This is a genomic window from Ruegeria sp. A4, from assembly GCF_056543025.1.
The window spans coordinates 229,619-252,183 of record NZ_JBQGAW010000002.1 but is presented as its reverse complement, the minus strand read 5'-3'; the positions used below and the strand labels follow the sequence as shown (position 1 = coordinate 252,183).

The following is a 22,565-nucleotide window of genomic DNA, read 5'->3' as shown; positions in this document are numbered from 1 at the left end:
TATGGTGAAACACAAAACGCACTTCTGTCAAGAACTGCGTTTCGCTGCTATTTGCGCATGGACAATCCATTGTGGAACAGATGCACTTTGTCCGGTGCGGCCGTGACCGAGACCGTCTGGCCGCGCAGGTTCCGCTGAACCCCCGGCAGCTTTGCAATGACTGCATCCGCACCATCGGTTTTCTCAAAATACAGCAGCGTGACTTCGCCCAGGGCTTCGGTGAAATCCACCTTGCCGGACAGAATCGCGGAGTCTTCCGTCATGGCCAAGTCTTCGGGGCGCACCCCGATATTGACCTTTTTACCCAGGTCACTGTCTTCGGTTGGAACCGCGGATCTTGCAATCCCGCCTGATGACAGGTCAACGGTGGTCATTTCGCCGGTTCCGGTGATTGTGCCGGACAGCAGGTTCATGGACGGCGAACCGATGAACTGCGCAACAAACTCGTTATCAGGCGCCTCATACAGTTCAAGCGGTGTCCCGACCTGCGCGATGCCCTTGTTGGCCAATACCACGATCCGACTGGCCAGGGTCATCGCCTCGACCTGATCGTGGGTCACGTAGATCATGGTGCTGTCAGGCATGGCCTCTTTCAGGCGCGCGATCTCGATCCGCGTGGCCACCCGAAGTGCCGCGTCGAGGTTCGAGAGGGGTTCGTCGAACAGATACACCTTTGGGTCACGTACGATCGCGCGCCCGATGGCAACCCGTTGACGCTGCCCCCCGGAAAGAGCTTTTGGCAGGCGGTCCAGGAATGGTTCCAGCTGAAGGATTCGAGCGGCACGATCTACGGCAGCATCAATCTCGGCCGTGGGCATCTTCGCGATTTTCAGGGCAAAGGCCATGTTCTCGCGAACGGTCATGTGGGGATACAAAGCATAGCTTTGAAACACCATCGCGATGCCCCGCTGTGCAGGCGGAACATCGTTCATGACCTGCCCTTCGATTTCCAGCGTGCCGCCTGTAATCTTCTCCAACCCGGCGATCATCCGCAGCAGGGTGGACTTGCCGCATCCGGAAGGACCGACAAAAACGATCAGTTCGCCTTGTTCGATGTCGAGGTTGATGTTCTTCAAAACATCGACAGGGCCATAGGACTTGGCGACATCCGTTAGGTTGAGCTCAGACATGCTTTATCCCTTTTTCCTGTACATCAGGATGAACTGCGCCGCGTTCAGGACAACGTTGCCGCTTCCTTCGACACCGCCCAGGTCCTGACCCATGACCTGCCAACTGCCTTCGGGCAGATTGAACGCGGCAGAATCCGTGCCCAGATTGAACGCGCAGAATATCTGCTCATGAGAATCCTCACGCACAAAAGACAGAATCGAACCCGTTTCCGTCATGCCGGTCTGCGCCCCCGTTGCCAAAGCAGGATGCGCATGCCGCAAGGCAATGGCGCGACGGTAGTGGTTCAACATCGAGCTTGGATCCGCCTCCAATCGGTCCACCGCCTGCCCGGCCTGCTGTGCGCTTACCGGCAGCCAGGGCTCTGCGGTGCTGAAACCCGATTGTTCATCTTGTGCTGCCCAAACCATCGGTGTGCGGCAGCCGTCGCGGCCTTTGTATTCGGGCCAGAACTCGATGCCATAGGGGTCTTGCAGTTTCTCGAACGGCACATCCGCTTCGTGCAGGCCCAGCTCCTCGCCCTGATAGAGGCAGGCAGAGCCGCGCAGGCACATCATGAGAACCGCGTGCTGGCGGGTTGCGGCGTCATCCAAATTCCAGCGCGAGACGTGACGCTGCACGTCGTGGTTGGAAAATGCCCAACATGGCCACGCGTCACCTGCCTTCGCTTCCAGCTGGTCAAAAACGTGCTTGGTGTAAGTGGCGGTCAATGAACGTTTTTCCAGGAACTCGAAGGCATAGCACATGTGCATCCGCTTATCCCCGGATGTGTATTCGCCCATAATCTCGAGCCCACGCTGCGCATCTCCGACCTCGCCCAGACAAGCCCGGCCTTCATATTCGTCCGTCAAGGCCCGCAGTCTTTCGAGGAAGGCGATGTTCTCGGGCTGGCTTTTTGAAAACAGGTGGTCCTGATGGTTGTAGGGGTTCACGGCCGGTGCGATCGTGGCGTTGCGTTGATCCATCGGCAGCGCGGGATTGTCGCGCAGCGCCTTGTCGTGGAAATAGAAATTGATGGTATCCAGCCGAAAGCCATCCACCCCCAAATCAAGCCAGAACCGCGCCACGTCCAGCAACGCATCCTGAACATCCGGAGAGTGGAAATTCAGATCCGGCTGCGATGTCAGGAAGTTGTGCAAATAATATTGCAGGCGTCGGGCATCCCATTGCCAGGCCGAGCCGCCGAAGATCGAAAGCCAGTTGTTCGGTGGCGTGCCATCCGGTTTGGGATCCGCCCAAACATACCAGTCGGATTTCGGGTTTTCACGACTGCTGCGGCTTTCGATGAACCAAGGGTGCTGATCGGATGTATGCGACAGAACCAGATCAATCATGATCCTCAGACCCTTGGCATGGGCCTGATCCAAAAGCTCTTTGAAATCCGCCAGCGACCCGAACATGGGGTCGACATCGCGGTAATCGCTGACGTCGTAACCAAAATCCTTCATCGGCGATTTGAAAACCGGCGAGATCCAGATTGCATCAACGCCCAGCGAGGCGATGTAGTCCAGTCGCGCAGTGATGCCCTTCAGATCACCGATTCCATCCCCGTTGCTGTCCTGAAAACTGCGTGGATAGATCTGATAGATCACACCACCGCGCCACCAATCCGAAGACAGTTTCGTTGCATTGCTGCGTACAAAGTTGTTCTGCACGTTCATCAGACGCCTCTATTTGACAGATCCGGCCAGCAGGCCCCGGACCAGGTATTTTTGCATTGCGAAGAAGACGACCAGCGGCACGAAGATCGAGACAAAGGCAGCGGTCGCAAGGATTTCCCAATTGCCGCCACGTGTACCCAGCAGCTCGACGATGCGGTTCGTCATCACGGTTGTCTGGCCGGTCGCGTCGATCAGGAAAACCTTGGCAACAAGAAGGTCATTCCATGTCCACAGGAACTGGAAGATCGCGAAAGACGCCAGCGCCGGGAAGCTGAGTGGCAGGATCAGTTTGGTAAAGATCTGAAACTCGGTGGCGCCATCGACGCGGGCGTTTTCGATCAGATCACGCGGCAATCCGGCCATGTAGTTGCGCAGCAGGTAAATCGCCAGTGGCATCCCAAACCCTGTATGCGCAAGCCAGACTCCCAGATAGCCTTTGCCGATCCCGATATTGAGGTGAAATTTCAGCAACGGGATCAAGGCCAATTGAAGCGGAACGACCAAAAGGCCAACAACGGCCGCGATCAGCAGGGCGCGCCCGGGAAACTCCATCCATGCCAGCGCATAAGCCGCGAAGGCAGCAACCAGGATCGGGATGATTGTTGCAGGGATGGTCACCGTCAGCGTGTTGAAGAACGCCTTGGCCATGCTGTCCGTACTGCTTTGATCCAGAAGAACCTTTCGGTAGTTTTCCAAAGTGAACTCGGGTGGCAGTTCCGCTGTTACGAAGATGCGCGCGCCACGTTTCCCTGTGAATTCCTCGGTGTTTTCCATCCGATAGTTGCCCGTCGCATCCACCGTGATCGTACCACCTCGGCGCAGTTCGGCTGTTTGGCCCGGTTCAAATGCATCAACCTCGCGCGAACTGATACCCCATCTGGAAATCGTTGCTTGCTCATCCTCGCCGAACAACGCCCCCTGAATGACATACACTCCGTTTTCCAGCACCTGCGTCTCGGGCGCGGCACTGCGAAGCGTCAGGTTTTGTTCAGAGGGAAACAGCGACCGCCACCAGCCGCTGGACGAAATCTGATCTGCCGTCCGAAAGGACGAAATCAGCAAGCCAAGTGTAGGAATGACCCAAAGAGCCACCAGGAAGATGACTGACAGATGCACCACCCATCTGAGCGCGGGTTTGGTTCCGGCGATATCGCTCATGGCTTACTCCATCTCCTTGCGCGCGTTGCGCACGTTCCAGACGAGGATCGGCGTAACGAGCAACATGATCACCATGGCCGAGGCGGATCCGACGCCCCAGTCATTGGCGCGGAAAAGCTTGTCGTACATGTAGTTTGCCAGCACCTGTGTCTCCCACTGGCCGTTGGTCATGGCAAAGACGATGTCAAACACTTTAAGAACGGTGATCGTGATCGTCGTCCAAACAACAAGGATCGTGGTTTTGATCTGCGGCACCTTGATCTTGAAGAAGATCTGAAAGGGATTGGCCCCATCCAAAATGGCCGCCTCGATGGTTTCTTCGGGAATACCGCGCAAGGCCGCCGACAGGATGACCATCGCGAAACCCGTCTGTATCCAGATCAGGACAACCATCAGAAAGAAACTGTTCCAGAAAGGGATTGTTAACCACGTGTTGGGTTCGGTTCCGCCGAAGAAGATGTACAGCGCGTTCAGGATGCCTATCTGGTCTTGTTCCGCTGGTCGCGCATCATAAACCAGTTTCCAGATCACCGATGCACCAACAAATGAAATGGCCATCGGCATGAAAATCAGGGATTTGGCAAAGTTCCCCCAGCGGATGCGGTCGGTCAGTTGCGCCACAAGAAGACCAAAAGCCGTTGACATGGCCGGCACGACGATCAGCCAGAACATGTTGTTGCGCATGGCTTCCCAAAACTTCGGCTCAGCCGCCATTTGGGTATAATTGTCCAGGCCAACCCATCGGTATCCGCCACCGGGCACGCGTTCCGTTAACGAAAGGCGCAAGGTTTCAACCACCGGATACGCCAGATACAGCCCCAATGCAGCAAGCGCCGGGAACAGGAACAACCAAGGGCGGATCAAGTTCGCGCGGTTGATGTTTCGGCCCGCATTCGGACCGCGCGGCGGAAACAGGATTTTGTCCAGAAACTGGTTGGAAAGATAGAAGTAGCCCACGCAACCCGACACGCCGATGGCGATCGTCAGCAGGCCTTGAAGTGCGGGTGTCATGGTGCGCCCATCCGTTTGGCAAGTGGGGCGGCCCCGGGACCGCCCCATAAGTTGGTCACTTGGCTGCGTCCCAGGATGCCTGGATTTCACTGGCCACGGTGGCTGCATCTTTTGCACCCGAAGAGTAGTCGACCATCCCGGTCCAGAACGTACCTGCCCCAACCGCACCCGGCATCAGGTCGGACCCGTCAAAGCGGAAGGTCGTAGCGTTGGTCAGAATTTCGCCCTGTCCGCGCTGTGAATCATTCGAATAGTTATCCGGGTTTGCACCAAGGTGGGGCGTCAGGAAACCATCCTGCGACATCATGATCTCATGAGCGAAAGGTGTCTTGAGGAACTCCAGAAAGGCTTCGGCCGCGGGATTTGGGTTGGTGATCGTGAACAATGTCCCGGCCCCAAGCACCGGTGTACCCAGATCTTTTTCGGCGTAAGCCGGGAAATAGAAGAAGTCAGCATCCACCCCCAATTCCGTGCCCTCCGGAAAATAGGCGGGAATAAACGAAGCCTGACGATGCATCATGCAGGCCGGCGGGCTATCGAAAAGACCTTTGGGGCTGTCACGGAAATCAATTGCCGCCGTGTCGTCTGCGTCACCTACGACATAGTCGTCATTGCGGGTAAAGCTGCCATATTCCTCAATCGCGGCTATGACACGGGGATCATCGAACTTCATTTCGTTCGACACCCATTGGTCATAGACTTCAGGTGGTTGCGTACGCAGCATAAGATCCTCGACCCAGTCCGTCGCAGGCCAACCCGTTGCGCCGCCCGAGGCCAGACCGACGCACAAGGGCGTCTCGCCGTCCTCGACCATCTGATCCATCAGAGCTTTGAACTCTTCCATGGTTTCGGGCACTTCATACCCAAAGTCTTCGAAATTTTCGGGCACGTACCAAACCAGCGATTTGACGTTCACATTGAAGAAGAACCCGTAAAAATCGTCAGACCCTTCTGCGTTCTCAAACGTACCCAGATCGACCCAGGATTGACCCGCGGCGAAGTTTTCCTTGATCCAATCCGCAGTGCCTTCGGCCAACGGCGTCAGATAGCCTTGTTTTGCGAGGTTTGCCGCCAGACCAGGCTGCGGGAAAACAGTCAGATTCGGCGCCGAGCCTGCGGCCGCATCAATCAGGATCTGCTGTTCCAGAGAATCCGAACCCACATAGCTGGAATTCGCGCCTGTTGCCTCATCGAAATAGGCCACGAGGTTTTCGAAGGACTTGCCCTCGCCAGCCAGCCAGGGGCCGAAAATGGTCAGGCTTTCGCCGGACAGATCATTCGCTTCGGCAAAGGCCTGAAACCCATCCCAGTCAAAACTGCCCTCGCCGACGGCGTGGATCATCTCACCCTCTGCCTGAACTGATCCGGCCATCAGGGCGAGTGCCGCCGCACCTGCGTAAAGCCCGTGTTTCATCAAATCCTCCTCCCAAGCTTTCATGTATTCAAAGACTCGCTTTCAAAGCGCTTTGGATAGCCCGTGTTATCCGCCAACATCGGCGCCCTGTCAATATTTTGCTTCCCAGCGCCAAAATAAATTATATTTTCTGCTTTCAATGCAAAACAAGTTGACGGATGCCGTATTTGCTCACAAAACAAAAAAGAGCCACTCAATTTAAGGCGCTTTGAATCGTAAAATGAACCTGAAGCAGCTCTCGGAAGTTCTGGGCCTTTCGCAAACTACGGTCAGCCGGGCGCTGAACGGGTACCCCGAAGTGAGCGAGGATACACGTGCGCGCGTTCAAGCCGCGGCGCGCAAACACGGGTACCGGCCGAACAGTCGCGCCAAAGGGCTTGCGACCGGACGATCGATGGTGATCGGCCACGTCATTCCCAGCTCGTCCCGGCATGAAATGGTCAACCCGATCTTCGGGGATTTCGTCGCCGGTGCCGCAAAGAAATACGCTGAACATGGCTATGACATGATGTTCACCAATGCCGACGACACTTCGATTGAAGAAGCGTATCGGAGTCTTTTTCAGCGCGGCGCGGTGGACGGAGTCGTGCTGCAAGGCCCCAAAGTGAACGAACCACGGATCGAAGTCCTGACCCGCATGGGCGTCCCATTCATCGTGCACGGGCGCTCGACCGGCGTCGATGCTCAGTATGACTGGATCGACGTGAACAACAAAAGTTCGTTCATGCGCGCCACCCGCTTTCTGATTGACCTTGGCCATCGCCGGATCGCTCTGATCAACGGTCTGGAAGATATGGATTTTGCCCAACGCCGCCGCGACGGATATCTTGAGGCGCTTGGTCAGGCCGGGCTTGCGCCCGATGCCGATCTGATGCGCAGCGCTGAAATGACAGAGGTTTACGGCCATCACGAAACGCAGAACATGTTGCGCCTCGATTCCCCTCCGACCGCTATTTTGTGTTCATCGATGATCTCTGCCATCGGCGTACGGCGTGCGCTGTCCGAAAACGGGCTTGAGATGGGTAGGGATGTGTCAGTGATCGCCCATGACGACGACCTGTCCTATTTGAAGAACGGGCAGGATGTTCCGATTTTCACGGCAACGCGCTCATCCGTCCGTCAGGCGGGTGAAATGGCGGCTGACATGTTGATCCAGCGCATCAAATCCCCGAATGATCCCGTCAAAACCCGGCTGCTGGAGGCCGAGCTGGTCGTTGGCAGGTCAACCGGCCCTGCGCCTAACAGGGTGCAACCATGAAACACGCACGCGCTGATTTTCCCAAGGATTTTCTCTTTGGTGTTGCCACTTCTGCGTACCAGATTGAAGGCCACGCACAGGGCGGGGCGGGGCAAACTCATTGGGATACCTTTGCGGCGTCACCGGGCAACGTGGTGCGCGGGGAAAACGGAGACGTGGCCTGTGATCACCTGAACCGGTTCGAACAGGATTTCGATCTGGTGCGCGAGGCCGGGTTTGACTGTTATCGTTTTTCGACCAGCTGGGCACGCGTGCTGCCGGACGGGCGTGGTCAGGTCAATCAGGCAGGGTTGGATTATTATGACCGATTGGCGGACGCCCTGCTGGAACGCGGTATCCGCCCCTGCGTGACGCTTTATCACTGGGAATTGCCGTCGGCGCTTGCGGATCAGGGGGGATGGTGCAATCGCGATATCGCGGATTGGTTCGCGGATTATACGCAGGTCATCATGGGTCGGATCGGCGACCGGATGTTCAGTGCCGCGCCGATCAACGAACCCTGGTGTGTCAGTTGGCTGAGCCATTTTGAAGGCCACCATGCGCCCGGTCTGCGCGATATCCGCGCCGCAGCCCGGGCGATGCATCACGTTTTGTTGGCCCACGGGCGGGCGATTCAGGCCATGCGCAGTCTTGGGATGGGCAATCTGGGTGCCGTGTTCAACCTCGAATGGTCCGAGCCAGCAGATGACAGCACGGAAGCGCGGCTTGCGGCAGATCGCTACGATGCAATCTACAACCGGTTCTTCCTAGGCGGGGTTTTCAACAAAGAATATCCCCAAACCGCCTTGGAGGGGTTGGAGCCGCACCTGCCCAAGGGCTGGCAGAACGACTTTGAAACCATCGGCACACAGGTCGATTGGTGCGGGTTGAACTACTATACCCGAAAATTGATTGCCCCGGCGGACGCCGCCTGGCCCGGCCTGCAAGAGGTTCCCGGACCGTTACCCAAAACGCAGATGGGATGGGAAATCGATCCCTCTGCCCTTACCCGCTTTCTTGTCAGAACAAGGAAAGACTATACGGGCGCGTTGCCAATCTATATCACCGAAAACGGAATGGCGAGTGAGGCGCGCGTGCAGGACGATGATCGTATCGATTATCTCGACAAGCACCTTGCGGCCGTACTGGACGCTTTGGCACAAGGTGTTCCGGTGAATGGCTATTTTGTCTGGTCGCTGCTGGACAATTATGAATGGGCCTTCGGGTACGAAAAGAGGTTTGGACTGGTGGACGTGGATTTCGAAACACTTGCGAGAACGCCCAAAGCGTCTTTCATGGCGCTGAAATCCGCCCTGTCCGGTACTCAGAGCGTCTCTCAGCCGTTAGCGCAACCATTCGGTGCCGTGCATGAGCATTGGAACCTGGTTGCGGATATCGGCGGTACGAACACTCGTCTGGGCGTCGTCACGAACGGAGAATTGGCAGATCTTCGGAAACACCCGACGGGGACATTGGAAGACCTGCTCGAGGCGTTCCATGACCTCAGGGACGAGATCGGAACCAACCCACAGGCCGTCGTAGCAGCCGGAGCCGGGCCGGTCAGGGACGGAACAATTCAGTTGACCAACGCGAACCTGGATCTTTCGGAAACCGAGCTGACGAAAGCAACAGGAGCAGAGCGCACTTTTGTCATAAATGATTTCACCGCTGCGGCGTGGTCGGTGGCCGAGGTGACCAGGTCGGATGTTGCGGTCTTGCAGGGTCAGGAGGCGCCGCCCACAGGCACACGGCTGGTTGTAGGGCCCGGAACCGGGCTTGGCGTTGGTGCTTTGCTTTTTTCCGAAGGCAGGTATCACACGGTCTCCGGCGAAGGCGGGCACGTGGGCCTGTACCCGCGCCATCGCGACGAAGTTGAGATCTTTGAGGCGGCACGTCGCATCGCACCGGGCTGTTTCTTTGGGGACAGCCTGGCGCTGGAAGCAGAAATGTTCCTGAGCGGAACCGGCCTGCCGATCCTTTATCAGGCGGTTGAATTGGCATCCGGTCAAGCGCGAACTCAGGCGCGCTCCGCAAAGGACATTCTGAACGATGCCCGCAACGGCACCGATCTGGTCGCCGAAAAGGCGGCGCAGATTTTTACCACCCACTTAGGTGCTTTGATGGGTGATCTGGCGGTCACCTTGATGCCGGAGGGGGGCGTTTTCCTTGTCGGCGGCGTTGCCGAGAAAAACCGCTGGCTATTCAGTGACAACTTCAAGGATGCGTTCAACGGCGGCGGCCGCTTCAGCGACTTGCGCCGCTCCCTGAACCTTTACGTGTCTGAACAGGCAGAGTTCGGGATCATCGGCGCAAACAACTTCTGCAAGAACGCGCTGAGACAGCAACCAGACTAACCGAAGTTTCTTACCTAGAAGGACCAAGACATGATCCTGTGCTGTGGTGAAGCGCTGATAGATATGATTTCAGAACCGACCGCATCGGGCGCAATTGGTTTTGTGCCACATACTGGTGGTGCAGTTCTGAACACAGCCGTCGCGATGGGACGTCTGGGTATTCCGGTAGGGATGCTGACAGGTTTGTCATCGGACATGTTCGGCCAGCAATTGATTGATGCGCTGAAAGCGAGCCATGTGGACACGACACATGTGATCATCTCGGACCGTCCCACCACGCTTGCCTTTGTGCAGCTCTCGGATGGACACGCGACTTACAGCTTTGTCGATGAAAACACCGCGGGCCGGATGTTGCTGCCCGAAGACATGCCCGATCAGCTTCCTGCTGTCTCTGCCCTGTATCTCGGTGGAATCAGCCTTGCGTGTGAACCTTGCGCAGATGCCTATGCCGCCCTTCTGGACAGCCACGGTTCCGACCGGGCAGTGATGCTGGACCCGAATATCCGCCCGGATTTCATCAAGGATCAAACCCGGTTTCGGACGCGTTTGAACCGCATGATCTCGCGTGCGGATATCGTCAAGGTTTCAGACGAGGACCTGGACTGGATCATTCCGGGCGCTGAAGCCGAATCCGCAAAAGCGTCTGTGCTGTTGCAGGCGGGTCCTTCCGTTGTCATCGTCACCCGTGGCAGTGACGGGGCGCACGGTTACCTGGCGGATGGTTCCGAAGTCTCGGTTCCCGTGAAGCCCGTTGAGGTGGTCGATACGATCGGCGCAGGTGACACGTTCAACGCCGGCGTTCTGACCGAGCTCAGCCGCGCAGGGCATCTGACCAAGTCAGGTCTGCGCGGATTGACGGTTGAAAGCCTGCAAGCAGCCATGGAACTGGGCGCTGACGTGGCGGCCGTGACCGTTTCCCGAGCCGGGGCAGAACCCCCGTGGGCGCACGAACTTTGATCTGCGGGATGGCATGATGAAACGATCCGAAATCAACCACTTCAAGCCCTAAGCCCAGACGTTCATTCAATCTTTCGGAGCCGTGTTGCCACCCTTTGCGGATTGATCGCCCGAGAAAATGCGCATCTCTTTGGTCGAAACTGTCCGCAGCCGCAAGCTGGGATGGGACATTACCAATTACGCACAAGGCCATTTCGACGAACATTGCCTATTCCTGTTCACTCTAAACAATGGTGAGGTGAAGGATCTGAAATCCGGGCGTGGGATGCTCTGTGCAGAAAAACTGTTGATCTCGAAAGACGATCAGCTTTCTCCGATGCACCGGCATATCGTTAAGGCAGAAGACATCATCAACAGGGGCGGCGGCGATCTCGTTCTGGAAATTCATGCGTCGGATCCAAACGGTGGCGTCGACCGCGACAACCCGGTGACGGTCCCCAGCGATGCCTGCCCCGTAACCTTGCAACCCCAAGAATACGTGCGGCTGAAGCCGAGGCAAAGCGTAACTCTGATGCCCGGCATCTGGCACGCTTTTTGGGCCGAGCGCGGCGATTGCCTTATTGGCGAGGTATCGACCGTGAATAACGACCGCACCGACATTGGGTTTGAAAAGCCAATTCCACGGTTTTCAAAGGTCGAGAAAGATTCCGAACCGGATTTCCTTCTTGTATCAGACTATTGACACCGTTCGGTCCGGGCTGGCGCAGCAGGACAGCTGGGTCAGCTGTCGCAATTCCATCTACCAACGCCTTCGTCTGCCGCTTGACAAGTCTGGCATTGCCAGACTAGCTGAGCGGGATGGTTCCATAAGGGATGAAAATGGGAACACGGTGCGGCACTGGAATGTGCCAAGTCCGTGACTGCCCCCGCAACTGTAAGCGGTGAGCGACGCCACTTCACCACTGACCCGCATGGGTTGGGAAGGTCGGCCAAGCAACGACCCGCAAGTCAGGAGACCTGCCATCGCACTATAAACCAACCCGAGGCGGGGCGTCTCGGAAGGAGGCTTGATGGCGCGTTTGCGTAATATCCGGGTATGTGCCCTCTGTCTGCGTCTGGCAAACGACGGAGATGGCGATGACCTGCTATTCTGATCACTACGTTCTGATCTGTTCAACATGTCAGGGGGCGATGTCTGCCGAGGCTGCGCAAGACGTGCTGGATGCCCGGTTGCCTGACGGTTTTGAAACCCGAATGGTGGCCTGCATGGCAGGTTGTGAACGGGCCATGACCGTCGGATTTCAGGCCCCGGGCAAAGCGCAGTACCTGTTTGGCGATATCACGACATCACACGACCTGTCCGCCCTGGTCGAATTCGCGACCCAGTTCGGCGACAGTGACGATGGCTGGACCAGCGCCTCGGACCGCCCCCCGGCCCTTTTCGCAAAGACCTTGTCGCGCATGCCCGCATTGCCGTCCGGGGGGGGATCATGAGCTTTCTGGTTGCCGAGAATTTGGAGTACTACGCGCTCAATGGCGATGTCCTGTTGCAGGATGTATCCTTTCGTCTGGAAGAAGGATCAATTCTGGCAATCGCAGGGCCGAACGGCGCCGGCAAGACCACTCTGCTGAAACTGCTGTGTGGGATCGAACGGATTGCCTTGGGTGATGTTTGGATAGAAGGCCAAAGCCTTCGGACCCTGTCCGCCCGCCAACGTGCCCGCTCCATTGCTGTGGTCGGGCAGCAGGAAATGCCTGACGGGCGGATGCGCCTGCAAGACTATGTTGCGCTGGGGCAAATCCCGATTCAAGGCGAACGTTCGATGGCTCAGCACAAGGCTGATCTGGAACGGGTTCTGACGACGACCGAGCTGTCGCATTTTGCCAACAAAACGATGGGTCAGCTGTCCGGCGGAGAACGTCAGCGCGCACATATCGCGCGCGCGTTGGCCCAGAATCCGTCCTTGCTGTTTCTGGACGAGCCAACCAACCATCTGGACCCCGATGCCAAGGGGCACATGCTGTCTCTGGTCGCTGATCTGGGGGTAACTGTCGTCATGATCGTCCATGATCTGGTCATGATCCCGGAATTCGCCACCCATGTGGCGCTGATGAAAGCCACGCGTCTGACGGGGTTCGGGCCTGTTGTCGAAGTTCTGACCCCAGACCGGGTACGTGAGACATTCGGCGTGGATTATCTGTGCTTTCAGCACGAAGGCCGCATGATCCCCGCACTGGATATCCGAAAACGGAAACTGTCATAATAACAGGAACTTAAATATGATGCAGAAACTCTGGCCAGTGGTCGTCTTCGCTGGCTTGGCAAGTGGGGTGGCCGCAGAGGGCGTCACCGTGGACAATTGCGGCGAACCGCTGGCTTTTGACTCGGCGCCGGAACGTCTGGTCGTGCATGACATGAACATGACGGATATGGCCTTTGCGCTCGGCCTTCAGGACAAGATCGTGGGGCTTACCGGAATTACCGGCTGGTACAAAACAAGCCCTGATTTTGATGCTCAGCGTGGCGACATCCCAGAGCTTGCCCCCAAATACCCGACCATTGAAAACCTTGTGGCCGTCGAACCCGATCTGTTTTTTGCCGGTTGGTACTATGGCATGAAACCCGGCGGTGACGTCACGCCCGACACGCTGGAACCCTTTGGTATCAAGACCATGATCCTATCCGAAAGCTGCGTGCATCTGGACAAGGATCGCCCCGAGGCCAGCATGAACCTGTTGTTTGATGACGTTCTGCGTCTGGGCACGGTCATGCAGGTCGAGGACAAGGCCGAGGCGCTGGTTGCCCGCTGGAAGGACCAACTGTCCGCCATCGAAGCAAAAACAGCCGATCTGGCGAAGCCCCGCGTATTCCTGCTGGACGGGCCGGCCGATGCTCCGTTTACCGCGGGCAAGTTCGCCATTCCCGATGCAATGATCGCAGCCGCGGGTGGCGAGAACGTGACGCATGATCTGGATACCAGCTGGGGTCGCACGTCGTGGGAGGCCGTCGCCGCGGCTAACCCGGAATTTCTGGTGCTGCTCGACTATCAGTCCGGCAACGGCGCAGAGGACACTTTCCAGTTCCTCAAGGATCACCCGGTGATGTCACAAACGGACGCGGTAAAGAACGAGCGCTGGATTGGCCTGCGTTACGAGGAACTGACGCCCGGCCCGGCAAATATCGAGGCGATCGAGAAGATGGCGAAGGCGATGCACCCGGAGACCAACTGATATGGTCCGATTGGGCCGTTTGATTTTGCTGGGGGCGGTTGTTCTGACCGCCCTTTTGCTGTTGTCCATCGTCTACGGGACCACCCCAATCCCCGTGCGCGAAGTTTTTTCGGCCATCGGCCTTGGAACCGGTCTGGTGGACGGAGACATGACGCCTTTGCACCGGATCGTCTTCGACCTTCGCCTGCCCCGCGCCCTGTTTGCCGCCGTGATTGGTGCGGGACTGGGCGTCGTTGGTGTTGTTTTGCAAACAACGACGCGAAACGATCTGGCAGATCCGTTTCTGTTCGGTCTGTCCTCTGGTGCAGCTGCTGGCGCCGTTCTGGTGATCACCGTCACGGGTGATGTCCTGGGAATCTGGACGTTGCCGCTGGCGGCATTTTGCGGTGGTTTGATCGCGTCCGGCATTGTTCTGGCGCTGGTTCAGGGCTTGCGCACAAGCGCACCCGAAAAACTGATCCTGGCTGGCCTGGCGGTGTCCTTTCTGTTTTCCGCAATCACCAACTACCTGATTTTCTCTGGCGACAATCGCGCTGCTCATTCGGTGATATTCTGGATGCTTGGCGGTCTGGGACTGGCAAGATGGGAAACGTTCCCGCTTGTCCTGATCGGATTGGGCCTGATCCTGAGCTATTCACTTTACCGCAGCCGGTGGCTTGACGCGCTGCTGACCGGGGATTTCACAGCCTCGTCACTGGGTATTCCCGTTCAAGGACTGCGGTTCAGCATGTTTTTCGTTGCCGCGTTGGCGACGGCCAGTTTCGTTTCCGTTGCCGGTGTCATCGGCTTTGTCGGGCTGATGGTGCCTCATATTGCACGCGGCATCGCCGGAACTCTGCACCGAAACCTGCTGATCGTCTCGGCGATCGTGGGCGCGATTCTGCTGACATTGTCCGATATCTTGTCACGCCTTCTTCTGGCTCCGCAGGAGTTGCCCGTGGGAATCGTCACAACGTCGATAGGATCACTTTTTGTCTTTTTGTATTTGTTCAAATCTGATCGCGGGAGCTAGTTTTCCAGGGTTGCGCAACACTGTCATTTTTCGACATTGATTAGGTCAAGCAGTTCAGCATGCAGTTCAGGGGTTGCGGCGGAAACGACCGCGCCATCTGAATCGAGGGTTAACGCATGCCCGTGCCAATCGGTCATCACTCCGCCAGCAGCCGTGATCAGAGGTGAGAGCGCCAGATAGTCATAAGGTTGCAGATCGTAATCCACCACAGCATCGACATGGCCCGAAGCAAGCAAGGCATGGGGATAACAATCATAGGCAAATCGGCGCGTCTGCCCTGCATTCATCAGCCGACTGAACAGGTCAGGATGATCGCGATAAATTTTGTCGCCTTCATTCACGTACAAAACCGATTGATCCAGACGCGTGGTGTTCGACACCTCTATCGGTTGCCCGTTCAGGCTGGCCCCGTCACCAACCACACCCAAATAGGTCTCATGCAAGGCCGGCATTCCGACCAGGCCCAACCGAGGGCGCCCATCCACAAGGTGCGCCAAAAGGAACCCGAACAAAGGATGGCCGGACAGAAACGAACGGGTTCCGTCAATGGGGTCAATCACCCACATATGACGCCCGTCGCCTGCTTCTTGCCCGTGCTCTTCGCCAAAGATGCCGTGTCCGGGAAAATGCTGTTTCAGGTAGGTGCGTACTTCCGCCTCAACTGCCTTGTCGGCCTGCGTCACCGGGCTTTCATCCTGTTTGAATTCAATGCCCAAAGACCCCCGAAAAAACCGCATCGCGGACTCCGAGGTAATATCAGCAATCTTCATCGCATGCTCAGTCAACGCATCTGGGGTTACCATTTCCGGTCCTTTCGGCTGAAGTCATCCAATCTCCGACGGATGAAAGGTTGTTTGCCCTGAAAGCTGAATGAGAAGTCTTGCATTTCAGTTTTCGGATGGGCATGAGGTGTGATAATACTGAAACTTTATCAACGCTTTATGGGTCGCAAACAGCCAGATCGGACGACCTTTCGCACATTCGGGACGGACTTGCCCTGTTTGCATGCTTTCCCCATGTGTTCCGATCGCCGTGCGTGTGTCGGTAGAACTGCTCTTGCACCCTCGGGTTAGATCTTCACCCGGCTCATCTGCGGGTCGTAAAGCGGTTGCAGCGTCACTTCGCAAGGAACCCTCTGAGTGGCGACATCCAATTCATATGTCCCCGATGTGACGTATTGCGCGTCGACACCGTTGGCGTTTCGGATGTAACCGTAGCCGATCGACTTTCCGACGGTGTAACCATAACCGCCCGAAGTCAGCCATCCGACCCTTTCGCCATTCCGATAGATCGTTTCACGCCCCAGAAGAACAACCTCGGGGTCAACGGTGAAACATGCCAGCATCTTCTTTACGCCGCCGATTTTTTGCGCCTCAGATGCGGCGCGCCCTTTGAAATCAATATTTTTCCGGAGTTTCACGGCCCAGCCCAAGCCGCTTTCGAACGGCGTATGATCCGGCCCGATATCCGAGCCCCAGGCGCGATAGCCTTTTTCAAGACGCAGCGATTCAATCGCCCTGTAGCCTGCATTGATCAATCCATGCGGGCGCCCTGCCTTCATCAAGGCATCATACACGGTCTGTGCATATTCCTCCGGCAGGTGCAGCTCCCAGCCCAGTTCACCCACATAAGTCACGCGCAGCGCCTTGACCGGGCACCCCGCAATGCCGATGGTGCGGATCGTGCCAAACTTGAACCCGCTGTTCGAGACATCATCGCGCGTCACCGCCGCCAGAATCTCACGCGATTTTGGCCCCATCAATGACAGAACCGCATTCGATGAGGTGATATCGAAAAGCTGGCAATTCATGCCCTCGGGAATGCTGCGGTTGATCCAGTCGAAGTCATGGGTGGCATAGCCGGTGCCGGTGACGATATAGAACTCATCATGGGCCACGCGCCCAACGGTCAGGTCACACTCGATCCCGCCCTTGTCGTTCAGCATTTGGGTATAGACAAGCGCACCAACCGGCTTGTCCACATCATTGGCGCAGATCCAGTTCATCGCTGCCAAAGCATCCGGGCCCTTGAGGGCGAATTTGGCGAAAGAGGTCTGATCGAACAACACAGCCGCTTCGCGTGCCGCTTTATGTTCGCGCCCGACGGCATCGAACCAGTTCTGGCGGCCAAAGCTGTATTCATCCTTGGGCACCTCGCCCTTTGACACGTCCGCGTACCAGTTGGGGCGTTCCCAGCCCAGTTTCTCGCCAAAACACGCGCCCTGCTTTTTCAGCGTGTCATAAAGCGGCGATTTTCGGCAGGGGCGGCCCGAGTCATGTTCCTCATGCGGCCAACCCATTGTGTAGTGTTTGCCATACGCCTCGACGGTACGGGTGCGAACCCAGTCGGTGTCGAAATGCGGGCGGCCAAAGCGGCGGATATCGGCAGACCACAAATCGAAGGGCGGCTCACCCTTGTGCACCCATTCCGCCAGCGCCATGCCAGCACCACCGCCAGCCGCGATGCCAAAGGCATTGAAGCCGGCACCGACGAAGAAATTCCTCAACTCGGGCGCTTCACCGATGATGAAATTGCCGTCGGGCGTGAAGCTTTCCGGCCCGTTGGTCAGCGTCTTGACGCCAGCGTTTTCCAGCGCGGGCACGCGACCCAGCGCAAGTTCCATAAGCTGTTCGAAATGATCGAAGTTGCTGTCAAGAAGGGTATAGTGGAAACCTTGCGGAATACCCTTGGTGGCCCAGGGGATCGGGTTCGGCTCATAGCCGCCCATGACCAGACCTCCGACTTCTTCCTTGTAGTAAGTCAGCCGGTCGGGATCGCGCAAAGTGGGCAGATTGCCGGGCACGTCGAAAGGTTCAGTCACCATGTACTGGTGCTCCATCGGAACCAGAGGAACGTTGACGCCAAAACGGCTGGCAAAGGTGCGGGACCATTGCCCGGCGCAGCAGATCACTTTTTCACACTCGATCCGACCTTGCTCGGTGATTACCGCACGAATTTTGCCATCTTCGATCTCGATATCGGTGACTTTAGTATCTTCGAATATCTTCGCTCCGGCCATGCGGGCGCCCTTGGCCAATGCCTGCGTGATATCTGACGGGTTCGCCTGACCGTCTGTCGGCAGGTAAGCCGCGCCGATCACGTCAGAGACATCCATCAAGGGCCACAGCTCCTGCGCCTCGGATGGGGTCAGAAGCTGCATGTCCAGACCAAAGGAATGCGCCGTAGTGGCCTGGCGTTTCACCTCGGTCCAGCGCTCTTCGTTGCAGGCCAGACGCAAGCCGCCGTTCATCTTCCAGCCAGTGCCAAGCCCTGTTTCCTCTTCGATCTTGTTGTACAGATCAACGGAATAACCCAGCAATTGCGTGATGTTGGCGTTCGAACGCAACTGTCCCACCAGACCCGCTGCGTGGAAGGTGGTGCCCGAGGTCAGCTTCTTGCGCTCCAGCAGCACCGTATCCGTCCAGCCCAGCTTGGCCAGGTGATAGGCGGTCGAGCAGCCGATGATCCCGCCACCGATAATGACGGCTTTGGCTGTATTCGGAAGGTCGGTCATGTCTGTCCTCAGGTATTTTTGAAATCGGTAAGGGCTGCGCGGAACCGCGCCAGGTTTTCAGCTGTGTAGGCTGCGTAATCAAAGTCGATATCCGAGGTGATCTCGGACACCATGCTCCACATGGTTTCCCGCAGCAGCGAGGCACATTTCATCGCCGCATAGCGGTGGCGCAGATCGTCGGTGACCGGGGCTTCGAAATAGCTCTCCAACACCCAGTCTTCCTGTTCAGGCGACAAGCCGTTGTTCGACGCCAGCCCGCCCAGATCGAACAGCGGAGAATTGAACCCGGCATAGTCGAAATCGATCAGCCAAAGGCGGTTGCCGTCATCCAGAAAATTGCCGCAGAGCAGATCGTTATGGCCGAACACGATGTCATACGGCCCTGCCTCATGTTCCAGCAGCGTGCCTGCGTCGATCAGATCGGGGATCAGCTTTGCATGGGCGCTGCCCTTCTCGGTCAGCGTTGCGGCATAGTCCCGGATGACATGGAACACCCAGAACACCAGCGACGGCCCGCGCAGGTGTTTCGGCACTTCGACATGGCAGGCTTTCACCAATTCCAGAACTCGGGGCAGCATGTCCGGGTGGCGGACATCTTCTTCCGTCAATGTGCGGCTTTCGATGAACTCCAGCACTGTCAGATCGCCCGAGGAATGCAGCACGGCAGGCGACAGACCCGCCGCATTGGCTGCTTTGCTGGCGGCCAGCTCATTGAACCGCATCACCTGATGCAGGGGGATGTCGTCGCCCACACGAACCACATAAGACCCGCTGCCGTCCGTGACCTTGTAGTTCACATTGGTGATGCCGCCGGTCAGCGGAGTGGCCTCGATCTCTCCCTGCCAGATCGGCAGAGCGCGGATGCGGGTCATCAGGTCGGGATGGCTCATATCAACTCTCCAGTCCAAAGCGGATGCGGGCCTGGCGGGCACTGGCATTGATCAACCGATCGGCGATGATGGCGATGAAAGCAATCGACAGACCGGCCACCAGACCGCGGCCGGTATCGGCCTTGGTCAGGGCGATATAGACTTCCTGCCCCAGATCGCGGGTGCCGACGAGGGCGGTGATCACCAGCATCGACAGCGCCAGCATGATCGTCTGATTGACGCCCAGCAGGATTTCAGGCAACGCCATCGGCAGGCGGATATTGCGCAGCAGTTGTCTGCGGGTGCAGCCCGAAACCAGACCCGCCTCGATCAGTTCCTCACTGACCGAGCGCACACCATGGGCGGCATAACGGACCGCCGGGGCCAGCGCATAGAGAACGATGGCAATCAGGGCGGTGAAATCGCCGACCCGGAACAGCATGACAACAGGGATCAGATAAACAAAGCTGGGCAAGGTTTGCAGCGTGTCGATCAGCAGATTGATGGCCGTTCCAGCGCGTTTGTTCAGTGCCGCCAGAACACCCAGAGGCACCCCGATCAGCGTCGCCAGAATGACAGATGCGCCGCACAGATACACTGTCACCATCGCCTTTGACCACAGGCCCGACACAAGTATCAGCGAGGCCATTCCGCCACACAGAAACGCCAGACGCCAACCGCCTGCGTGCCAGCCCAGCAGGAACAGCATCGCGATGGCCCATGGCCACGGGATGCCCAGCAGAACCGTTTTGATCGGGATCATGAACCAGGTCAGGAAGAAAACCTTGATGGCCTCGAACGTGTCGAAATAGTTGACGTTCAGGTATTCGACCGTGTTGTCCCAGAACGCGCCGGTGGTGATGGTCTGGCTTTCAGGATATTCCAGCAACAGAGGCGAGAACTGTCCCAGCACCCAGGTCAGCAGCATCAGGACCACAACCAGAACCGTCCGGCGATGACGCGCGATCCACGAGCCGGGGACCTCATGATGCACCTGCCCCATCCGTTCGGCAAAGGCCTGGCTCAGACGGTCGACGGCGATGGCCAGTACCACGATGGCGATGCCGGCTTCGAACCCTGCCCCAATGTCCAGACGGCGCAGCGCGGCGAGGACGTCAAAGCCCAGCCCCCCAGCCCCGATCATCGAGGCGATGATGACCATGTTCAGGGTCAGCATGATCACCTGATTGACGCCCACCATCAGGCTGTGGCTGGCCGAGGGCACAAGCACGCGCCACATCAACTGCCGCCGGGTCGTGCCCGCCATGCGTCCGAAATCCAGAATCTCAGGATCCACGCCTTTCAGCGCCAGCGTTGTGATCCGCACCATCGGCGGGGTCGCATAGATGATCGTCGCAACCAAGGCAGAGATCGGACCAAAGCCAAACATGAACAGGATCGGCACCAGATAGGCAAAGATCGGGATCGTCTGCATCAGGTCCAGGATTGGTGAGATGATCTTTTCAAAAAGCGGATGGCGATAGGCGAGAATGCCCAACAGCAACCCGCCGCCCGCGCCAATCGGCACCGCGATCAGGACCGAGGCCAGCGTCACCATGGCGCTGTCCCATTGTCCGAAAACTGCAAGATAGACAAAGCAGGCCCCGACCAGAGCGGCCAATCCCCAGTCACGGCAATATTGACCCAAGGCGACAACGGCGGTGATGACCACGATCCAGCTGATCGCAGGCAGGATGACCTGCGCGTCATTCCCCTGACCGCTGACAAAGCCGTCGGCCAGCAGGGCCAATACCAGATTGTAGGGCTGCTCGATCACCCAAGCGATGGCGCGGGTGACATCGGTGAAGGACACCGGCCCGATGGCGGCATCCTCGATCAGCCATGTCATCGCCGAGGAAATGTAGGCTTTGAACGGGATCACCCAGGCCGAGGGGAACTTGGTCAACCAGCGCGCATCCAGCGCCTTGCTCAAATCACGGCCGAAATAGCCAAGCACGATGGTGACCAGCACAAGCAGCAGAATGGCCATCTGGCTGCGGGTCAGGCGGATCATGACGTGTCTCCGCCGCCGAACAGCACATGCGCAACGGCCTTGCGGTCAATCGCTCCGACGGGTTGGCCCTCTGCGTCCACGACGGAGATCGGCGCATCTGCCGCGATAATCCGTTCCGCCACGTCCGCGATGCGCGTGGTTTGAGAGATCGGATCGCCCTCGCCAACAGCGCCGGGGGCCATGACACCGCCGACGGTCAGGACCTTTGAGCGGGGAATATGTTTCGTGAATTCAGCCACATAATCGGTGGCCGGGTGCATCACCAGCTCTTCCGGCGTGGCGATCTGGATCACCTCTCCGTCCTTCATGATGGCGATGCGGTCGGCCAGGCGAACGGCCTCTTCGAAATCATGGGTGATGAAAACGATGGTCTTGTGCAACCGCTCCTGCAACCGCAGGAATTCATCCTGCATCTCGCGCCGGATCAGCGGATCGAGGGCCGAGAACGGCTCGTCCAGAAACCATAGATCAGGCTCGGTCACCAAGGAACGGGCAATGCCGACGCGCTGTTGCTGGCCGCCGGACAGCTCACGCGGGTAATAATCCTCGCGCCCCTTCAAACCGACCAGTTCCACCACCTCGCGGGCCTTGGCGTCGGCTTCGGGTTTGGGTGTGGCCTGAATCGTCAACGGAAACATCACATTCTGCAAAACGGTCAGATGCGGCAGCAACGCGAAATGCTGGAACACCATACCCATCTTGTGACGCCTAATTTCGATCAGCTCATTCTCGCTGGCGCGCAAGAGGTCAGCATCGTCGAACAGAACTTCTCCGGCGGTTGGCTCGATCAACCGGGACAAGCACCGAACCAAAGTGGATTTGCCGGACCCCGACAGGCCCATGATGACGAAGATCTCGCCTTCCGCGATCTCGATGTTGGCGTTGCGCACTGCGCCGATCACGCCTGCCTTGCGAATTTCTTCTGCCGTAGGTTCGGGGGTTGTCCGCAGCAACCGATCTGCATTGGGGCCATAAAGCTTCCAGACGTTTCGGCACGACAGTTTGGTCTTGGGGGGCATCAGGGTGGTCCGGTTCATTCGCGAAAAAGGCCAGAGCGGTCTGAGA

The 22,565-nt window shown here is 57.7% G+C and carries 17 protein-coding genes, 2 pseudogenes and 1 riboswitch; of the genes and pseudogenes, 9 read left to right on the top strand and 10 right to left on the bottom strand.

Features of this window, described 5'->3' with window-relative positions; translation table 11 throughout:
• Positions 1–47: 47 nt before the first annotated feature.
• From ACR0E2_RS10435 to ACR0E2_RS10415, 5 genes are read right to left on the bottom strand one after another with little or no spacing between them, the layout of a single operon-like run.
• Entirely contained in the window at positions 48–1,130 is a 1,083-nt protein-coding gene (locus tag ACR0E2_RS10435; protein ID WP_480446350.1) for an ABC transporter ATP-binding protein, read from the bottom strand.
• 3 nt (positions 1,131–1,133) lie between these two features.
• A complete protein-coding gene (locus ACR0E2_RS10430) occupies positions 1,134–2,789 on the bottom strand; it encodes an alpha-glucosidase (protein ID WP_480446349.1) in 1,656 nt (551 codons plus the stop codon).
• Between the two features lie 9 nt (positions 2,790–2,798).
• Positions 2,799–3,947, bottom strand: coding sequence for a carbohydrate ABC transporter permease (locus ACR0E2_RS10425; RefSeq protein ID WP_171638771.1), 1,149 nt, complete (start codon positions 3,945–3,947; stop codon positions 2,799–2,801).
• A gap of 3 nt (positions 3,948–3,950) precedes the next feature.
• Positions 3,951–4,958: a carbohydrate ABC transporter permease gene (locus tag ACR0E2_RS10420; RefSeq protein ID WP_480446348.1), complete on the bottom strand. Its 1,008-nt coding sequence runs from the start codon at positions 4,956–4,958 to the stop codon at positions 3,951–3,953.
• A 55-nt stretch (positions 4,959–5,013) separates the two neighbouring features.
• Positions 5,014–6,372: an ABC transporter substrate-binding protein gene (locus tag ACR0E2_RS10415; RefSeq protein ID WP_480446347.1), complete on the bottom strand. Its 1,359-nt coding sequence runs from the start codon at positions 6,370–6,372 to the stop codon at positions 5,014–5,016.
• 220 nt (positions 6,373–6,592) lie between these two features.
• Between ACR0E2_RS10415 and ACR0E2_RS10410 the strand changes: the two genes are divergently transcribed.
• The 9 genes and pseudogenes from ACR0E2_RS10410 (at position 6,593) to ACR0E2_RS10370 (ending at position 15,103) form a co-directional block, all read left to right on the top strand.
• Complete coding sequence (locus ACR0E2_RS10410; RefSeq protein WP_480446346.1) at positions 6,593–7,630, top strand: LacI family DNA-binding transcriptional regulator; 1,038 nt, start codon at positions 6,593–6,595, stop codon at positions 7,628–7,630.
• Positions 7,627–8,931 (top strand): annotated as a pseudogene (locus tag ACR0E2_RS10405) (GH1 family beta-glucosidase); the annotation flags it as partial. The gene ACR0E2_RS10410 and the pseudogene ACR0E2_RS10405, both read left to right, overlap by 4 nt.
• Positions 8,905–9,963 (top strand): glucokinase, encoded by a 1,059-nt coding sequence (locus ACR0E2_RS10400; RefSeq protein ID WP_480446477.1) that lies wholly within the window; start codon positions 8,905–8,907, stop codon positions 9,961–9,963. The pseudogene ACR0E2_RS10405 and the gene ACR0E2_RS10400, both read left to right, overlap by 27 nt.
• Positions 9,964–9,993: 30 nt before the next feature.
• On the top strand, positions 9,994–10,920 hold the full coding sequence (locus tag ACR0E2_RS10395) for a carbohydrate kinase family protein (RefSeq protein WP_480446345.1): 927 nt from the start codon (positions 9,994–9,996) through the stop codon (positions 10,918–10,920).
• A gap of 64 nt (positions 10,921–10,984) precedes the next feature.
• Positions 10,985–11,602 (top strand): annotated as a pseudogene (locus tag ACR0E2_RS10390) (D-lyxose/D-mannose family sugar isomerase).
• 100 nt (positions 11,603–11,702) lie between these two features.
• Positions 11,703–11,899: riboswitch (cobalamin riboswitch) on the top strand.
• Positions 11,900–11,997: 98 nt separating this feature from the next.
• Positions 11,998–12,354 carry a DUF1636 family protein gene (locus ACR0E2_RS10385; protein ID WP_480446344.1) on the top strand — a complete coding sequence of 119 codons (357 nt, stop codon included), beginning with the start codon at positions 11,998–12,000 and terminating at the stop codon, positions 12,352–12,354.
• The gene (locus ACR0E2_RS10380) at positions 12,351–13,124 is read left to right on the top strand and encodes an ABC transporter ATP-binding protein (protein WP_480446343.1); all 774 of its coding nucleotides are present in this window, start codon (positions 12,351–12,353) and stop codon (positions 13,122–13,124) included. Before ACR0E2_RS10385 ends, ACR0E2_RS10380 begins: the two co-directional genes overlap by 4 nt.
• Positions 13,125–13,140: 16 nt before the next feature.
• Entirely contained in the window at positions 13,141–14,091 is a 951-nt protein-coding gene (locus tag ACR0E2_RS10375) for an ABC transporter substrate-binding protein (protein ID WP_480446342.1), read from the top strand.
• A gap of 1 nt (position 14,092) precedes the next feature.
• A complete protein-coding gene (locus tag ACR0E2_RS10370) occupies positions 14,093–15,103 on the top strand; it encodes a FecCD family ABC transporter permease (protein WP_480446341.1) in 1,011 nt (336 codons plus the stop codon).
• Positions 15,104–15,126: 23 nt separating this feature from the next.
• On the opposite strand, the gene ACR0E2_RS10365 is transcribed toward ACR0E2_RS10370, so the two are convergent.
• The 5 genes from ACR0E2_RS10365 to ACR0E2_RS10345 form a co-directional block, all read right to left on the bottom strand.
• Positions 15,127–15,906 (bottom strand): inositol monophosphatase family protein, encoded by a 780-nt coding sequence (locus ACR0E2_RS10365; RefSeq protein WP_171726410.1) that lies wholly within the window; start codon positions 15,904–15,906, stop codon positions 15,127–15,129.
• A gap of 266 nt (positions 15,907–16,172) precedes the next feature.
• Complete coding sequence (locus ACR0E2_RS10360; protein WP_480446340.1) at positions 16,173–18,617, bottom strand: GcvT family protein; 2,445 nt, start codon at positions 18,615–18,617, stop codon at positions 16,173–16,175.
• An 8-nt stretch (positions 18,618–18,625) separates the two neighbouring features.
• Entirely contained in the window at positions 18,626–19,507 is an 882-nt protein-coding gene (locus ACR0E2_RS10355; protein ID WP_480446339.1) for a phosphotransferase, read from the bottom strand.
• Position 19,508: 1 nt separating this feature from the next.
• Positions 19,509–21,500 carry an ABC transporter permease gene (locus ACR0E2_RS10350; RefSeq protein ID WP_480446338.1) on the bottom strand — a complete coding sequence of 664 codons (1,992 nt, stop codon included), beginning with the start codon at positions 21,498–21,500 and terminating at the stop codon, positions 19,509–19,511.
• Positions 21,497–22,519, bottom strand: a complete 1,023-nt coding sequence (locus ACR0E2_RS10345; RefSeq protein WP_480446476.1) for a quaternary amine ABC transporter ATP-binding protein — start codon at positions 22,517–22,519, stop codon at positions 21,497–21,499. The genes ACR0E2_RS10350 and ACR0E2_RS10345 overlap by 4 nt, the downstream gene beginning before the upstream one ends.
• Positions 22,520–22,565 lie beyond the last annotated feature (46 nt).

What these genes read in the sequence shown, in the direction of transcription:
- ACR0E2_RS10435 (WP_480446350.1), bottom strand. Translation starts at nt 1,130, where the DNA reads ATGTCTGAGCTCAACCTAACGGATGTCGCCAAGTCCTATGGCCCTGTC.
- ACR0E2_RS10430 (WP_480446349.1), bottom strand. Translation starts at nt 2,789, where the DNA reads ATGAACGTGCAGAACAACTTTGTACGCAGCAATGCAACGAAACTGTCT.
- ACR0E2_RS10425 (WP_171638771.1), bottom strand. Translation starts at nt 3,947, where the DNA reads ATGAGCGATATCGCCGGAACCAAACCCGCGCTCAGATGGGTGGTGCAT.
- ACR0E2_RS10420 (WP_480446348.1), bottom strand. Translation starts at nt 4,958, where the DNA reads ATGACACCCGCACTTCAAGGCCTGCTGACGATCGCCATCGGCGTGTCG.
- ACR0E2_RS10415 (WP_480446347.1), bottom strand. Translation starts at nt 6,372, where the DNA reads ATGAAACACGGGCTTTACGCAGGTGCGGCGGCACTCGCCCTGATGGCC.
- ACR0E2_RS10410 (WP_480446346.1), top strand. Translation starts at nt 6,593, where the DNA reads ATGAACCTGAAGCAGCTCTCGGAAGTTCTGGGCCTTTCGCAAACTACG.
- ACR0E2_RS10400 (WP_480446477.1), top strand. Translation starts at nt 8,905, where the DNA reads ATGGCGCTGAAATCCGCCCTGTCCGGTACTCAGAGCGTCTCTCAGCCG.
- ACR0E2_RS10395 (WP_480446345.1), top strand. Translation starts at nt 9,994, where the DNA reads ATGATCCTGTGCTGTGGTGAAGCGCTGATAGATATGATTTCAGAACCG.
- ACR0E2_RS10385 (WP_480446344.1), top strand. Translation starts at nt 11,998, where the DNA reads ATGACCTGCTATTCTGATCACTACGTTCTGATCTGTTCAACATGTCAG.
- ACR0E2_RS10380 (WP_480446343.1), top strand. Translation starts at nt 12,351, where the DNA reads ATGAGCTTTCTGGTTGCCGAGAATTTGGAGTACTACGCGCTCAATGGC.
- ACR0E2_RS10375 (WP_480446342.1), top strand. Translation starts at nt 13,141, where the DNA reads ATGATGCAGAAACTCTGGCCAGTGGTCGTCTTCGCTGGCTTGGCAAGT.
- ACR0E2_RS10370 (WP_480446341.1), top strand. Translation starts at nt 14,093, where the DNA reads ATGGTCCGATTGGGCCGTTTGATTTTGCTGGGGGCGGTTGTTCTGACC.
- ACR0E2_RS10365 (WP_171726410.1), bottom strand. Translation starts at nt 15,906, where the DNA reads ATGGTAACCCCAGATGCGTTGACTGAGCATGCGATGAAGATTGCTGAT.
- ACR0E2_RS10360 (WP_480446340.1), bottom strand. Translation starts at nt 18,617, where the DNA reads ATGACCGACCTTCCGAATACAGCCAAAGCCGTCATTATCGGTGGCGGG.
- ACR0E2_RS10355 (WP_480446339.1), bottom strand. Translation starts at nt 19,507, where the DNA reads ATGAGCCATCCCGACCTGATGACCCGCATCCGCGCTCTGCCGATCTGG.
- ACR0E2_RS10350 (WP_480446338.1), bottom strand. Translation starts at nt 21,500, where the DNA reads ATGATCCGCCTGACCCGCAGCCAGATGGCCATTCTGCTGCTTGTGCTG.
- ACR0E2_RS10345 (WP_480446476.1), bottom strand. Translation starts at nt 22,519, where the DNA reads ATGCCCCCCAAGACCAAACTGTCGTGCCGAAACGTCTGGAAGCTTTAT.